Origin of the sequence: Pseudomonas sp. P105 (assembly GCF_032614175.1) — a bacterium.
In the GTDB taxonomy this organism is placed as follows: Bacteria; Pseudomonadota; Gammaproteobacteria; order Pseudomonadales; family Pseudomonadaceae; genus Aquipseudomonas; species Aquipseudomonas rhizophila.
The window spans coordinates 4,177,554-4,191,565 of sequence record NZ_CP126693.1; the positions used below are offsets into that span (position 1 = coordinate 4,177,554).

At 59.8% G+C, this 14,012-nt stretch carries 13 protein-coding genes; 3 read left to right on the plus strand and 10 right to left on the minus strand.

Annotated elements, in window-relative coordinates; genetic code table 11:
* Positions 1–107: 107 nt before the first annotated feature.
* From QOM08_RS18685 to QOM08_RS18695, 3 genes are all read right to left on the minus strand, one after another.
* The gene (locus tag QOM08_RS18685) at positions 108–926 is read right to left on the minus strand and encodes an arylamine N-acetyltransferase family protein (protein WP_047228512.1); all 819 of its coding nucleotides are present in this window, start codon (positions 924–926) and stop codon (positions 108–110) included.
* A 111-nt stretch (positions 927–1,037) separates the two neighbouring features.
* On the minus strand, positions 1,038–1,832 hold the full coding sequence (xth, locus tag QOM08_RS18690; RefSeq protein WP_047228513.1) for an exodeoxyribonuclease III: 795 nt from the start codon (positions 1,830–1,832) through the stop codon (positions 1,038–1,040).
* A gap of 107 nt (positions 1,833–1,939) precedes the next feature.
* The gene (locus QOM08_RS18695) at positions 1,940–3,511 is read right to left on the minus strand and encodes a GGDEF domain-containing protein (protein WP_139049589.1); all 1,572 of its coding nucleotides are present in this window, start codon (positions 3,509–3,511) and stop codon (positions 1,940–1,942) included.
* A 300-nt stretch (positions 3,512–3,811) separates the two neighbouring features.
* Between QOM08_RS18695 and chrA the strand changes: the two genes are divergently transcribed.
* Positions 3,812–5,167 carry a chromate efflux transporter gene (chrA, locus tag QOM08_RS18700; RefSeq protein ID WP_316911975.1) on the plus strand — a complete coding sequence of 452 codons (1,356 nt, stop codon included), beginning with the start codon at positions 3,812–3,814 and terminating at the stop codon, positions 5,165–5,167.
* On the opposite strand, the gene arsN2 is transcribed toward chrA, so the two are convergent.
* A complete protein-coding gene (gene arsN2 / locus QOM08_RS18705) occupies positions 5,164–5,595 on the minus strand; it encodes an arsenic resistance N-acetyltransferase ArsN2 (RefSeq protein ID WP_274090728.1) in 432 nt (143 codons plus the stop codon). The genes chrA and arsN2 overlap by 4 nt on opposite strands.
* A 192-nt stretch (positions 5,596–5,787) precedes the next feature.
* Here arsN2 and QOM08_RS18710 point away from each other — a divergent pair, with 192 nt between their 5' ends.
* Positions 5,788–6,939, plus strand: coding sequence for a mechanosensitive ion channel family protein (locus tag QOM08_RS18710; RefSeq protein ID WP_047228517.1), 1,152 nt, complete (start codon positions 5,788–5,790; stop codon positions 6,937–6,939).
* Positions 6,940–7,014: 75 nt separating this feature from the next.
* On the opposite strand, the gene QOM08_RS18715 is transcribed toward QOM08_RS18710, so the two are convergent.
* From QOM08_RS18715 to QOM08_RS18725, 3 genes are all read right to left on the minus strand, one after another.
* The gene (locus tag QOM08_RS18715; RefSeq protein WP_177500506.1) at positions 7,015–7,275 is read right to left on the minus strand and encodes a hypothetical protein; all 261 of its coding nucleotides are present in this window, start codon (positions 7,273–7,275) and stop codon (positions 7,015–7,017) included.
* 123 nt (positions 7,276–7,398) lie between these two features.
* Positions 7,399–8,619, minus strand: a complete 1,221-nt coding sequence (locus QOM08_RS18720) for an MFS transporter (RefSeq protein ID WP_139049586.1) — start codon at positions 8,617–8,619, stop codon at positions 7,399–7,401.
* Between the two features lie 121 nt (positions 8,620–8,740).
* Positions 8,741–9,763: an alpha/beta hydrolase gene (locus tag QOM08_RS18725; protein WP_076386596.1), complete on the minus strand. Its 1,023-nt coding sequence runs from the start codon at positions 9,761–9,763 to the stop codon at positions 8,741–8,743.
* 247 nt (positions 9,764–10,010) lie between these two features.
* Between QOM08_RS18725 and QOM08_RS18730 the strand changes: the two genes are divergently transcribed.
* Positions 10,011–10,928 carry an AraC family transcriptional regulator gene (locus tag QOM08_RS18730; protein ID WP_316911976.1) on the plus strand — a complete coding sequence of 306 codons (918 nt, stop codon included), beginning with the start codon at positions 10,011–10,013 and terminating at the stop codon, positions 10,926–10,928.
* Positions 10,929–11,050: 122 nt separating this feature from the next.
* Here QOM08_RS18730 and QOM08_RS18735 read toward each other — a convergent pair whose 3' ends face one another.
* The 3 genes from QOM08_RS18735 to QOM08_RS18745 all read right to left on the minus strand — a co-directional run bounded on the left by QOM08_RS18735 (position 11,051) and on the right by QOM08_RS18745 (position 13,839).
* Positions 11,051–11,938: a LysR family transcriptional regulator gene (locus QOM08_RS18735; RefSeq protein WP_274090733.1), complete on the minus strand. Its 888-nt coding sequence runs from the start codon at positions 11,936–11,938 to the stop codon at positions 11,051–11,053.
* 4 nt (positions 11,939–11,942) lie between these two features.
* Positions 11,943–12,629, minus strand: coding sequence for a cysteine hydrolase family protein (locus QOM08_RS18740; protein ID WP_173406758.1), 687 nt, complete (start codon positions 12,627–12,629; stop codon positions 11,943–11,945).
* Positions 12,630–12,753: 124 nt separating this feature from the next.
* Positions 12,754–13,839: a diguanylate cyclase gene (locus QOM08_RS18745; RefSeq protein ID WP_316911977.1), complete on the minus strand. Its 1,086-nt coding sequence runs from the start codon at positions 13,837–13,839 to the stop codon at positions 12,754–12,756.
* Positions 13,840–14,012 lie beyond the last annotated feature (173 nt).

The following is a 14,012-nucleotide window of genomic DNA, read 5'->3' on the forward strand; positions in this document are numbered from 1 at the left end:
CACTGTATTCAAAACTCAGGACAAATGTCCATAGAGTTGTATACAACTTGTTGCGCACAGCCATCCTCTCCCGCGGATCCTTGCGCCTCCCCTGCTACCCCACTTCGTTACAGAAGCCCAACCACGGCGGGCCGTAAAAGCTCACGTGGCGGTACGCGCAGACCAAACTCGTTTTCCAGCAGGTCGATCAGTTCGTCGGCGTCGGTGATTGTCCGGCGCTCGCTTTGCTCGCCTATCCGGTGCAAGGCATAGCTGTTGCCGTTCAGGGTCTTGCGCAATCCATCGCCAGTGCGAGCCACCATCAACCGGCCCATGAATGGCGACTCGGGGTGGTTGCTGACGTACCAATTGCCGACGGTGTAGTCGATGTCTTCCTGGCGCTGCAGATCGAACAGGTACATCGGCCGCCATTCGTCGGCCACGCAGGCACGCAGCAGATAGCCGTCCGGGTGAGCCTCGATGCGATAGGGTTCGTGGGGAGTGGCCTGGGTGTCACGGCTGTCCAGCAGCAGCGGCGCAGTAGGCACCATGCCGCCGAAGCCGACATCGGTGGTGTAACGCACGCCGTCAAGCGTCACCAGGCTGAGGCGGTGGGTGCGGGCGGGCCAGGCACCCTCGGGGGCATTCATCACCACCCGTCCGGTGATGCCTCGGGCTTCGAAGCCCAGTTCCAACAGCAGCGCCAGGAACAATTGATTGAGCTCATAGCAGTAGCCGCCGCGGCCTTGTTCGAAGACTTTTCGCTCCACTGATTCGAGGTCGATGGGGACGGGTTGGCCCAGCAGCGTCGAAAGGGTTTCAAAGGGGAACTCGGCGGTGTGGCGTCGTTGAAGCAGGCGCAAGGTGTCGAGGGTCGGGGCTGGCGGTGTGTCGAAGCCCAGGCGTTGCAGATAACGGCCCGAATCGTTCAGTCGGGTTTGGCTCATGAGGATGTCCTTTCCTGTCCAGTGCAGGGCTTACAAAAAGCACGCTGCTGGGGTGCAGATATAAGGCATTCGCCTTGGCGAGACAATAACCGGCCAGGAGACCTCGCTCCCTCACCGACGTTTTCGCGAAGCGAGCCGGATCCAGGTCGGAGCATGGTCGCTGGGATGCGGTTGATTCCTGACCCATGCGTCCACGCCCGCCTCGCTCAGATAAGGACTGGCCGCCGGGTTGAGCAGCAGGTGATCGATGCGCAGCCCGGAGTTCTTTTGCCAGTGCTGACGGAAATAATCCCAGAAGGTGTATACCCGCTCGTCCGGGTACAGGTGGCGCAACGAATCGGTCCAACCCTGGTCGAGCAACCTTTGGTAGCACTCGCGGCTTTCGGGTTGCAGCAGTGCATCCTTGAGCCAGGAGCGCGGATTGTAGATGTCCAGGTCGGTGGGCACCACGTTGTAGTCACCCGCCAGCACCACCGGATGATCGCTGGCCTGCAGCCCCTGGGCATAAGCGATCAGCCGTTCGAACCAGGCCAGTTTGTAATCGAATTTGGGCCCAGGTTGCGGGTTGCCGTTAGGCAGATAAAGACAACCCACCAGCACGCCATGCACCGCTGCCTCCAGGTAACGACTGTGGCGGTCATCGTCGCCACCGGGCAAGCCACGGCGGCTCTCCAGCGGTTGCGCATCACGGGCCAGGATCGCAACGCCATTCCAGGACGCCTGGCCGTGCCAGAGCGATCCGTAACCAACCGATTCCAGCTGCGCTGTGGGGAAATCCTTGTCCGCTGCCTTGAGTTCCTGCAAGCAGACAATGTCGGGTTTCTCCCGCTCCAGCCACTCCAGCAGATTGGGCAGTCGGGCCCGGATACCGTTGATATTGAAGGTCGCTATGCGCAGGTTTTTCATCGGGCCAGGGCTCCAGATCCAGGACACTAGCTGTGACCGACAAGCCACCGTGGTGGTTGCAACGACTTACGATCTCCCGGCCATCGATTTTGATGATTTCTGCGACCTCAACGATCCGAGCGCGCCAGCGTATCAAACCCGTCTTCCATCGATAACGCCGCCACTCGGTTGCGTCCGCTGTGCTTGGCCTGATAAAGCGCCGCATCGGCCCGCTGGAGGAACACTTCAATGCTGTCCAAACTGCTGGGCACGAACGCGTAGCAGCCCAGGCTCACCGTCAAGTAGCCGGTAGGAGAGCCGGCATGGGTGATGTGTTGGTCGATAACGCTGCGGCGGATCTGCTCGGCCAGGGCTAAGGCCCCTTGCAGGTTGGTATCGGGCAGCAGCACCGCGAACTCCTCGCCGCCATAACGCACGGCAAGGTCAGCCTTGCGATGACAGCAGCCCTTGAGCACCTTCGCCATTTCTGCCAGGCAATGATCCCCGGCCACGTGGCCGTAGGTGTCGTTGTAACGCTTGAAGAAATCGATATCGAGCATGATCAGGCTCAATGGGCTGCGCTGGCGGGCACCCCGGCCGAACTCGATGTCCAGGGCCCGCTCGAACAGCCGACGGTTCGCAAGCCCGGTCAGGCTGTCATGGGTGGCAATCAGTTCCAACGCTTCCTGGGCCTTGCGCAGGTCCGCTTCGATCCGTTCGCTGTTGCGCACCTGACGCACGAACACCCAGCCGAACAGGCAGATACCTAATACCACCACCGCTACGATGAGACTGGATTTGAAGGCTCTGTCGTGCCAACCCGCCAGGATCGCCTGTTCGGACATCGCGGCGGTCACCACCAGCGGATAGGCCTGTAAATGCTGGTGGTCATAGAGCCTGAGGACGCCATCGGCAGCGGAGCGGATGGTCGCGGTACCGGCGCTTTCGCTGTACAACTCATGCTGAAAGACCGGTTCCTCAGCCAGGGATCGACCGATTTTCGCCTCGTCGAAGGGGCGCCGGGCCAGCAAGGTCCCGTCGGACAAGGCCAGGACCATCTCGTCTTGATCAGCGAGGCTGAAGCTTTCGAAGAATCGATCGAAGTACGACATCTTGATCCCGGCCAACAATACGCCCTGGAAATTGCCGTCCTGATCATTCAAGCGCCGCGACACCGGGATGATCCACTCGCCATTTTGTCGACTGCGGATAGCCGGCCCGATATGAGCGATCAGGGCGGTGTTCTGCTGATGGAACGTAAAGTAGTCCCGATCTGCTACCCCTGGGCCCCTGTGCAGTTGTTCAAAGGACGTAATGACCCAATGACCGTGCTTATCGAACAGGAACAGGCCATGCAATTGCTCCAGGGCTTGCACGCGCCGGGCAAAGGTTTTCTGCAGACGTGGTTGCAGCGCCGGACCGAAACCGTCGCTCTCTATCCAGTCCGCCAGGCTGGTCAGGACCAGGTCTGTCTGCTGGAACGTGTCCTGAGCCTGTTGGGCCATGGCCCGGGTGAGGTTGGCTGAGGCGGTGCGCGCCGACTCCAGATCGTAGCGACGAGACTGTTCCAGTTGCAAAAAAAGCAGGCCACACAGGCACAGGCAGACCGCCGCGATAAACGCCACCGCTGCCTTGAGCAACGGCAGGCGCTTGAGGGCACCGCCGGGGACATGGAACGGATCAAAATGGGGGATAGGCAAGCGAATTCCTGAGGGGGGCAAAGCATGAGCGAAACCCTCAAAGCCCCCAATATTCGTGAGCTTAGCCTACCGCCTGGGGGGGCGGCAATTTGCCGGTGTGGCATAGCCGATGGGTGGCTCAATGGATCCAAAATCCTGCGCATGGCCCTGTCAAATTCACCCGTTCTGGCCGGAAAATCCCCCCCAATGGCGACAATCCCGGAAAGCCGGTTTTTTTCATGAATCGCTTTGCCAGGGCTATCAAAATTGCGTAACGCCCCATAACGTAGGTCGCCTTTGCCATCCAAGCACCGGCCGACCATGAATAAACCCATCCCGACCGTCGACGACCCGTTGTCCAGCCCCTCGGCCATCAGCTTGCGCGAGGCGTTCTGGTTCTGGCTCAAGCTGGGCTTTATCAGTTTCGGTGGGCCGGCAGGACAAATCTCGATCATGCACCAGGAGTTGGTGGAGCGCCGACGCTGGATTTCCGAACGACGCTTTCTGCATGCCCTCAATTACTGCATGCTGCTGCCAGGCCCCGAGGCGCAGCAATTGGCGACGTACCTGGGCTGGCTGATGCACCGCAGCTGGGGCGGGATCATTGCCGGGGCGCTGTTCGTGCTGCCTTCGCTGTTCATTCTCATCACATTGTCCTGGCTGTATGTCGCCTTTGGCGAAGTGCCGGTGGTGGCCGGGATTTTTTATGGCATCAAGCCAGCCGTGACCGCGATCGTCGTGCATGCCGCCCACCGGATAGGTTCGCGCGCGCTCAAGAACAGTTGGCTGTGGGCCATCGCCGCCGGCTCGTTCACCGCGATATTCGCTTTCAATCTCCCCTTCCCGCTGATCGTGCTGGGAGCGGCGGTCATCGGGTACTTCGGCGGCCGCTGGGCACCGGAAAAGTTCAGCCTGGGCGGCCACAACGCCACGCATCAATCCTTTGGCCCGGCATTGATCGACGATGAAACCCCGCCCCCGGAGCATGCCCGCTTCAGCGCCTTGCGACTGGCCCGGCTGGCGATCATCGGCGCCCTGCTGTGGGCCTTGCCGATGGGTGTGTTGACCCTGTTGTTCGGCTGGGAAGGCACCCTGACGCAAATGGCCTGGTTCTTCACCAAGGCGGCCTTGCTGACGTTTGGTGGCGCCTATGCGGTTCTGCCCTATGTGTATCAAGGCGCTGTCGGACATTTCGGCTGGCTGACCCCGACACAGATGATCGATGGTCTGGCCCTCGGCGAAACCACTCCCGGCCCGTTGATCATGGTGGTCGCTTTCGTCGGCTTCGTCGGTGGCTACGTGATGCAGGTGTTCGGCCCTGAACAGGCCTTCCTCGCTGGCGCGGTTGCCGCCACGCTGGTGACCTGGTTTACGTTCCTGCCCTCATTCCTGTTCATCCTCGCGGGTGGGCCATTGGTGGAGTCGACGCATAACGAGCTGAAATTCACCTCACCGCTGACGGCGATTACTGCCGCCGTGGTCGGGGTGATCCTCAACCTGGCCTGCTTCTTCGGTTACCACGTGCTTTGGCCCAGCGGTTTTTCCGGTGCGCTGGACTGGCCGTCGGCAATCATCGCGCTCGCCGCCGCCATTGCGCTGTTTCGCTACAAACGCGGCGTCATCCAGGTGCTATTGGGATGCGGACTGACCGGCCTGGCCGTGCATCTACTCCGTTAGATGAGGCATTTGCTCAGGTAGGCCGCCGAGGCCGGGCACAATGATCTGAATTGGGCCGTTTCGCTGATCGACATCGGCGCCAGCGAACGGTCACGCGGCTGATACCCCTGGGCGACAAAGAAGCTGGCAGCACTGGCAGTGAGCAGGTGAAGGCGCTCCACACCTTGGTTTTTCGCAAAGTCTTCCAGAGCGACCAGTATCGCTGCACCTATGCCGCGCCCCCGCAGCCCCTCAGGGACCACCAGAGAGCGTAACAATCGGTCCGCGCCCTCCCCCTCGATCCCGCCAAATGCCGTCTGAGCGTCTGCTTGCTTGAAGCTGAAAAAACGTCGGCCCTGCTGGTTCAGGTCGTCCACTGGCAGACCCGCCAGGATCAGCGCCTGGCGCAACGGTTCCAACTCCTCATTGCTCAGTTCGGTCATGTGCATGGCATTGCTCTGACAGAGGTTCTGCCCAGGAAACTACGCCGCCAGCACTCTCCTACGCAACTGCTCGCGCAGAACAAAATTGAACGGCCCGTGCTTTGCGCGAACTAACCAGGTTCATGCCCTGCCCAGGTTCTCACACCAAAGTCGGCAAGGGCCAAAACCTGAACAGCAATGGCACAGGTGACCGTTCACATGGACTCAAGCTCTCTTCAGTTCCTTACCGATACCCAATTACTCGGCATCTCCATCGCCAACTGGCTCCTGGCCCTGGGTGTGATGGTGGTGAGTTTTATCATCGTCAGGGCCGGCATCGGCTTGCTGTTGAGAAAAGTGCAGGCCCGGGCACAGAAACCCGATGCGTACGTCAGCCACATCGCCGTCGAAGTCCTGTCCAGCACCAGCAATACGCTGTTGTTACTGGCCTCCATCCTCATTGGCGTCGGCGTCCTGGACCTGCCGGAGCGTTGGCTGGACCGGGTCAGCAGCCTCTGGTTCGTGGTCGCAGCCTTGCAGGTGGGGCTCTGGGCCAACCGGGCAATTGCCCTGGCGTTGCTGCACTATTTCGCCCGCCACAGCCACTCCGACATCCACCAGAAAAGCGCGCTGGCCACCCTGAGCCTGTGGGGCGCGAAGGTGTTTCTCTGGGCCGTGGTGCTCCTGGCGATGCTCTCCAACCTGGGCGTGAACATCACCGCCTTTATCGCCAGCCTCGGGGTCGGTGGTATCGCCGTGGCGCTGGCGGTGCAGAACATCCTCGGTGATCTGTTCGCCTCGCTGTCCATCGCCGTGGACAAACCGTTCGAGGTCGGCGACTTCATTGTCGTGGGGTCCCTGGCCGGCACCGTGGAACATGTCGGCTTGAAAACCACGCGGATCCGTAGCCTGGGTGGCGAGCAGATCGTGATGGCCAATGCCGGAATGATCAGCACCACCATTCAGAACTACAAACGGCTTCAGGAACGACGGATCGTCTTTGAATTCGCCCTGCCCCATGACTGCTCGACAGAACAGCTAAGGCAAGTGCCGGTCATCGTCGAAAACATCATCAAGGCTCAGGAAAAGACCCGCTTCGACCGCTCGCACTTTCGCGGTTTCGGCGAGAGCGCACTGGAATTCGAAACGGTGTACATCGTGCTGGACCCCAGCTACAACGTTTACATGGATGTCCAACAGGCGATCAACCTGGGCATGATGGAAGAATTCGCCAGAATCGGTGTGCGATTTGCGATCCCGGCCCGTACCGTTCATGTCGCCTCGCTACCCGATACGCAGGGGCAAACGTCCAAGGAAAACGCTCACAAGACCTCGCTGGAAGCCGCGCCGGAATATCGCTCGCAGCATTAACCTCCAAGCATTTACCCTGTGGGAGCAAAGCTTGCTCGCGATGAGGGCGCACACGCAAATGGGCGCCCACTCGTATCAAATAAAACTGACAGACCGCGAATTAGCTGGCGGATTGAGCAACGCATTGGCGCCGGTCTCAATCGCCGGCGACCTGTTTTCCACCGTTGGTTTCCCTACGAGAAGGCTCAACGCGTTGTCGATCTCGTCGGCCGCCCCTTGTGCGTACTGTGCGTTTGCCCAGCTCCAATGGTGTTCAAACATCAACCCGCCCACCGCCTGCGCGCACAGTTCATCACTGCAGACCCCCATCTTTCCCGCCGCAGCGATCACGGCCATAAGGGCTTGCTCCAACTGGAAAATTCGCTCGGTAGTCACACTGACCCACTCGATAGGTAACGAGCCCCTAGCCTACCAATATATCAATGTGCCACCAACCGCAGGCGCTCAACGGTCATCTGCTCAAACGGCCTTGGCTTGCGCCCGGGCGCGGATGTCTGGGCAATCCCGAACCGCGGCCCGTGCAGCCAGGATGCCGAGAACGGCTGCACCACCCAGCACAACCGCGCTGGCTTCGAAAGTCGCCTGATAGCCGCTCAGATCGAAAAGGATGCCGCCCACCGTGGCACCCGCCGCAATCGCAAGCTGAATGATCGCGACCATTAATCCACCCCCTGCTTCGGCATCATCTGGCAGCGTTCGCGCCAGCCAGGTCCACCAGCCGACGGGGGCAGCGGTGGCCACTAAACCCCAAAGCCCCAGCAGGATAATCGTGATGGTTGCCGACGCCCCGAACCCCACCAGGGCAAGTGCAATCGCTGCCATCAGCAACGGGATGACGATGAGCGTCCGGTACAGGCCATTTTTCAAGAACGCACCGATCACAAAGGTACCGAGCAAACCGGCCACGCCAATCACCAGCAATGCAAATGAAAGCAAAGACACGCTCATCTGCGTCACCGTTTCAAGGAACGGTCGTAGATAGGTGAACAACATGAATTGACCCATGAAGAATGCGCTGGCAGCCAGCATGCCCAAGGCTATGGGGCCCCGCGCCATCAATTTGAACACGTTGGCGCTGCCCTGCTTCGTCTGTGCCGGCATGGAGGGCAGGCGTAACAGCAGCCAGACCAAAGCGGTGGCGGCGACAGGCACAATGCAAAAGAACGCGCCACGCCAACCGATTATCTGCCCAAGAAAACTGCCCAGCGGCGCCGCCACCACAGTCGCCAACGCGTTACCGCCATTGACGATCGCCAGAGCCCGTGGGATCTGGTGATCCGGCACCAGCCGCATGGCCGTGGCGGCTGACAACGACCAAAAGCCGCCAATCGCAACGCCGATCAGTGCGCGTCCGGCCATGAATACCGCGTAATTGGGTGCCAATGAGACCACCGTTCCAGAAATGATCATCAACAGTGTCAGCAGCAGGAGCAAACTTTTACGGTCCACCCTAGCGGCAATCGATGCAATGAACAGGCTGGTAATCAGGGCAAAGGCGCCAGACACGGCGATGCCTTGACCGGCCTGCCCTTCGCTAATGTGAAGATCGGCCGCAATGGGCGTGAGCAGGCTGACCGGCATGAACTCCGATGCAACGAGGGCGAACGCAGCGAGGGACATGGCAAGCACCGCGCTCCACGTGGGGCGGTCTTGGGAGATGGGCAATACGCTATCGGTCATGGGATATGAATCCTGTGTTTCTTGAGCGTCGGGTCCACTGAAGACTCGAGGGGACGAACTGCGGCAACGAAGATCGCTGCCGCAGGACAAGAGGTGCCAAGTGATGGCGTGATTGAGGGAGTTACTTCAGATTGTTGCGAAAGAACCCGGCCAACTTGTCGAACGGGATCAGGTTCACCCGGTCGTAAAGGTCCACATGGTTGGCTCCCGGGATGATGAGCAACTCTTTGGGTTGCGCGGACCGCTTGTAGGCATCTTCACTGTACTCACGCGAGTGCGCCTCGGAGCCGGTGATAAACAGCAAAGGACGCGGCGAGATGCTTTCAATGTCATCGAACGGGTAGAAGTTCATGAACTTGACGTTGCTGGACAGCGTGGGCATGGTCGTGGTCTGCGGCGAAGCGCCGGCGGGAGTGACTTCGCCACGCGGGGTCCGGTAGAAGTCAAAGAACTCATCCGCGATGGCATCGCCCGTCAATTTCAGCGGTGAGCCAGAGGTGTACGCGGTTTTCCCACCGATAAACTCCACATAGCGCTGCTCGGCTGCCGTGGCCAGGAACTGTTTTTTCTGTTCCGCCGTTGTCGAGTTACCCAGGCCTTTGCGGTACAAGTCGCCATGGTTGTACATGCTGACCGTCGCGATGGCCTTCAGGCGCGGGTCTATCTTGGCTGCGCTGATGACGAAAGCGCCGCTGCCGCAGATACCAATGATGCCGATGCGCTCGCGATTGACGAACGGCCGGGTGCCGAGAAAATCCACCGCAGCGCTGTAGTCTTCTGCGTACATGTCCGGCAACACCGCATTGCGCGGCGTACCCTCACTCTCCCCCCAGAACGACAAATCCAGGGAGAGCGTAACAAAACCCTGCTCGGCCATTTTGGTCGCGTACAGATTGGAACTCTGCTCCTTCACCGCGCCCATGGGATGACCCACGATGATAGCGGCGCTTTTCGCCTTCGGGTCCAGTCCCTTTGGGACAAACAGATTACCTGCCACCTCCATCCCGTATTGATTCTTGAAGGCGACCTTTTCCACTGTCACCTTGTCACTTTTGTAGAAGTTGTCAGCACCGTTGGACATATCAGCCCCCATGGATGAGCAAGAGACGATAAGCAGACCGAGGGCAAGCAGCATTCTTTTCACTGGATAGTCCTTCTGTTTGAGTGATTCGAGGGGTGTCGCCCGCGTAGGCTCGAACATGCATTGAGTAATGATCTCCTGAGTCAGGTCGGATCAAATTTTCAGCGCCCAACCCGGATTTCAGGTAGCGCATTACGCTGCTTTTCTTGCCCGATCCTATGAGTTCGCCCACTTCATGTAGGCAGCGCTTCGCTTGGCGAGTTAATGTTCTGCCTATAGCTATCAGCCCTGGACAACCCCCGAACCCGCCATGACCACCCAACGCAAATCCCTGCAAGAGACGCTCGCCGGAATCATTGACGCCCGGACCCCACAGACGGGGGACTTTGATATGCCGGTGGCCGGCCTTAGTTTCTTTCGACGTGAAGCCCCGGCGCGTCCCGTCATCTGCATGATCGAACCGAGCATCGTGCTCGTGGCCCAAGGCGTGAAACAGGTATGGGTAGGTGGCAAGGCGTATGGATACGACACCACACGATTTCTCATCACTTCGCTGGACATCCCCGCCAATTCTGAAGTGATGGTGGCAAGCCCGGAGCAACCTTGCCTGGGCCTGGTCTTCAAGCTCGACTTGCGCATGGTCGCCGATCTGGTCGCCCAGAGCGGCATGACGCCGTATCGAGACCGGCCCATCGGAATTGGCGCAGGCATTGGTACAGCAACACCTGAGCTTCTGGCGCCGTTCGCACGCTTGTTGGCGCTGCTGGATGAGCCTGACGCGATCCCTGTACTGGCGCCGCTGATCCAACAAGAAATTCATTATCGGTTGTTGATGAGCGACCAGGCTTCGCGGCTGCGTCAGATCGCCTCCGTGGACAGCCAGGGCTACCGGATCGCCAAAGCCATCGACTGGCTGAAATTGAATTACACCGAACACATCCGCGTAGAGGAGCTCGCGGCGCGTGTGCAGATGAGCCCCCCCACCTTCCACCATCACTTCCGCCAGCTCACCGCGATGAGTCCGCTGCAGTACCAGAAGTGGCTACGGTTGAACGAAGCGAAGCGCTTGATGCTCAATGAGCATATGGACGTGGCGAGTGCGGCCTTCAAAGTGGGCTATGAAAGCCCCTCGCAGTTCAGCCGTGAGTACGGCCGTTTGTTTGGCATGCCGCCCAAGCGGGATATTGCGACGTTGCGCGGGCCAGCCGATCACACCAAGGCTGTTTGATTCATTGTGGCTTACCCCATTGTGACGAGGGAACTCCCTCGCCACGGCTCAGCTACATCTTTCAAATCGTCGCAACGTTGTCCGGGCTTTTCAGGCCCCGGCGCTGTTCAGTCCGAGGTCCATCAGTTCCTGGCGCCGTAATACTGCGCCATGTAATCCACAAACACTCGAACCTTGGCCGGCAAATTCCGCGCATGCGGGTAAAGCGCATAGTAGTGCCGCTGCCCAAGCGTGTACTCAGGCAGAATCCGCACCAGTCTTCCCGTCAGCAAGTCATCTTGCACCGTCGCCAGGGTAAACGCGGCAATGCCCCCGCCCGCCAGAGCGCAGGCGTGCAAGGCGGTGATGGTGTCCGTATGAAAGCTGCTGGCGCAATCCACCGTGCTCGACTCCCCTGCTTCCCCCACCAGCACCCACTGCGTGGCCGAGGCATACGTCAGCAGCCGATGGTCGTTGAGTTCAGCAACGCCGCGAGGCAGCCCGCGCTTGAAGACATAGGCCGGTGCCGCCACCAGAACCAGCGGCGAAACGCTGAGCAAGCGCGCGACAAGACTGCTGTCGGCCAACGGCCCGCAAATCCGTAATGCCACATCGAACCCATCGGCTACCAGATCGACAAGCGGATCCGAGCAGGACAGATCGACCTGGATGTCCGGATAGCGCTCCTGGAACCCCGGCAACCAACGGGCCAGCTCCAGCGTACCGATCACCAGCGGTGAACTGATGCGCAGCAGCCCGGAGGGCCGTTCCTGTTCCAGGGTCACCGCCTGGGACGCGGCATCAACGCGATCCAGAATATCCACGCAAGCGGCGTAGTAGCGCTCGCCTGCTGCCGTAAGGCTCATGCGTCGGGTATTGCGATTGATCAGACGCACGCCCAGCACAGACTCCAATTGCTGCAAGTTGCGCGACACCGACGAATGAGTGGTGTCCAGTCGTTCGGCCGCGGCTGAAAACCCCTGAGCCTCTACGATGCAGCGAAACACGCGCATGGCGAGCATCTGATTCATATTTTCAGCGTACCGGCAGCTTGATGATTTGGGCGGTGGTCATCACATCACCGAAAGTATCCTCGACCTCGGCCAGTGCAGCCTTGTGCAAGGCGTCCTTGTCGATCGCTTCGCCACTGACCCGGGTGATCGCACGGGTAGCCGATGCATCGGAGGCGACCAACACATTGTAGCCAAGCGGCGCCGCATCACGGGCAGCACCGGCCACGCACGCGTGGGTCATGAGACCGGAGATGATCAGGTTTTCGATACCAGCGCTCTTCAAACGCTTGTCCAGGTCGGTACTGCCGAAGACGCTGACAGTGGTCTTTTGCAAGACCACATCCTGGGCCCGGGGCTGCATGTCCGGATGGAATTTCACGGTTTCGCCACCCTCGGCAAACACCGCCGAACCGGCCGGCGCAATGTGCTGGATATGGAACACCGGCATGTGGTGATCATCGGCGAAATCAATCAGTTCGCGAGTATTGGCCAACGCAGCAGCGCCGTCAGGGATGGGCATTTTGCCGGTGAAATATTCGTTCTGAAAATCGATTACCAGTAACGCGGTTTTACCGGCCGGAAGTTGGTTGACCGGCTCCGCGCCAGCCATGGCTCGAATGGTGGGATGGGTATCAGCCAATGCGCCGGTGCTGGCGACAATACCGGAGAACGCACAAGCGGCGAGCAAACGACGGGTAAAACGTTGCATGAGGGATTCCTTCACAAGTGGTTGAGTGAAGCAATCCTAGGGGGATAGTTCAGGCCGGAACACAGTGCGGCTGGAACAGGACTTGTTTGTGTTTAGCACAAATAAACCCTCTTCCTCGGTTGGGTCAGAAAGAAACCGCCGGTTCCTCGAGCATCTGGCACTGCCGATGGCAAACGACCCGGTTGCGCCCGCCGGTCTTGGCCTCGTAAAGCGCCTGGTCGGCGTCGTTGAGCCAGAGAGTGGCGTCGCCATAGGCCGGGTTGAAGGCGGCCAGGCCAATGCTCAGACTGCCCTTTAGCGCGGGGGCCTGCTCGTAGCCGAGCAGGGCGAACCGCTCACGCAGGCCCTCCATGGCCAGCACGGCATTGTGCAACGTCAGGTCCGGCAGAATCACGCAGAACTCGTCCCCCCCATAACGTCCGACAATGTCGGTGGCCCGCAGGTTTTGCTTGAGCATCTTGCCCAGCTGACGCAACACGATGTCACCAGCGCCATGGCCATAGGTGTCATTGATGGCTTTGAAGTGGTCGATGTCCATCAGCGCAATCACGCCGTGACCAGCCCCATCGTGTGGCTGTCGCAGGCAGCGCTGGAACTCCTCGTTAAGCCGGTCCTTCCACGCCCCATGATTGAGCAGACCGGTCAGGCTGTCGGTACGGCTCAGGGCCAACAACTCGCGCTTTTGCCGGCCCAGGATGGCGGTCTGGCGAAAACAGATCCAGCCCAACGCCAGCGGATATATGCACAACAGAGGCAAACTGGCATAGAGCTGCGCCGAACTGGTCATCGGCACACTGGTCAACGGGAAGATCGCCAGGCCCAGGGCGATGCCCGTCACTTGGACCGCCGCCCCGGCGAACAGAAAACGCAAGCCCCCGATGGAGACGTTGTTCATCGCCATCATTGCCAGCGTAACGGCCGTGGGCAGCGGATTGAATTGCATCGCAACGACCCAGAAACCGCCAAGAAAGGCGTCAATCAGCAAGTTTCGGCGTTCAGCCTGGTACGGCTGCGCCGCGCGACGGGCCCACTGATAGGCCACATGCGGCCATAACAAGCCGTTGAACAGCATGGCCCACCAGACCCAAGGTGCCGGGTCAAGGGGATAGACGGCGACACTCACCAACAACAACCCTAGCATCAGGCCCAGGATTCGTGAGGTGTAAAGCCTCCTGGCCAATGACAGTCCCTTTCGTCCCGTTCTTTGCATAGAGGCCTCTGCACCGAGGGCTTCCCGGGTTGTGGGATAGGGTTATTTGGAGTCTATCAGGGCAGCATCAAATAGCCACCATCGATGAAGGGTTATTTATTCGCCATCAAATGCACGGCTCCGCTCGGATTTTGGCTATACATGACAAAGGGAATCGGCAACCACCACCAGAA

Bases quoted from the DNA above. Each gene is read 5' to 3' on its own strand.
- QOM08_RS18730 (WP_316911976.1), top strand. From the start codon at position 10,011: ATGACCACCCAACGCAAATCCCTGCAAGAGACGCTCGCCGGAATCATT.
- QOM08_RS18715 (WP_177500506.1), bottom strand. From the start codon at position 7,275: ATGGCCGTGATCGCTGCGGCGGGAAAGATGGGGGTCTGCAGTGATGAA.
- arsN2 (WP_274090728.1), bottom strand. From the start codon at position 5,595: ATGCACATGACCGAACTGAGCAATGAGGAGTTGGAACCGTTGCGCCAG.
- QOM08_RS18745 (WP_316911977.1), bottom strand. From the start codon at position 13,839: ATGCAAAGAACGGGACGAAAGGGACTGTCATTGGCCAGGAGGCTTTAC.
- xth (WP_047228513.1), bottom strand. From the start codon at position 1,832: ATGAAAAACCTGCGCATAGCGACCTTCAATATCAACGGTATCCGGGCC.
- QOM08_RS18735 (WP_274090733.1), bottom strand. From the start codon at position 11,938: ATGAATCAGATGCTCGCCATGCGCGTGTTTCGCTGCATCGTAGAGGCT.
- QOM08_RS18720 (WP_139049586.1), bottom strand. From the start codon at position 8,619: ATGACCGATAGCGTATTGCCCATCTCCCAAGACCGCCCCACGTGGAGC.
- chrA (WP_316911975.1), top strand. From the start codon at position 3,812: ATGAATAAACCCATCCCGACCGTCGACGACCCGTTGTCCAGCCCCTCG.
- QOM08_RS18685 (WP_047228512.1), bottom strand. From the start codon at position 926: ATGAGCCAAACCCGACTGAACGATTCGGGCCGTTATCTGCAACGCCTG.
- QOM08_RS18710 (WP_047228517.1), top strand. From the start codon at position 5,788: ATGGACTCAAGCTCTCTTCAGTTCCTTACCGATACCCAATTACTCGGC.
- QOM08_RS18740 (WP_173406758.1), bottom strand. From the start codon at position 12,629: ATGCAACGTTTTACCCGTCGTTTGCTCGCCGCTTGTGCGTTCTCCGGT.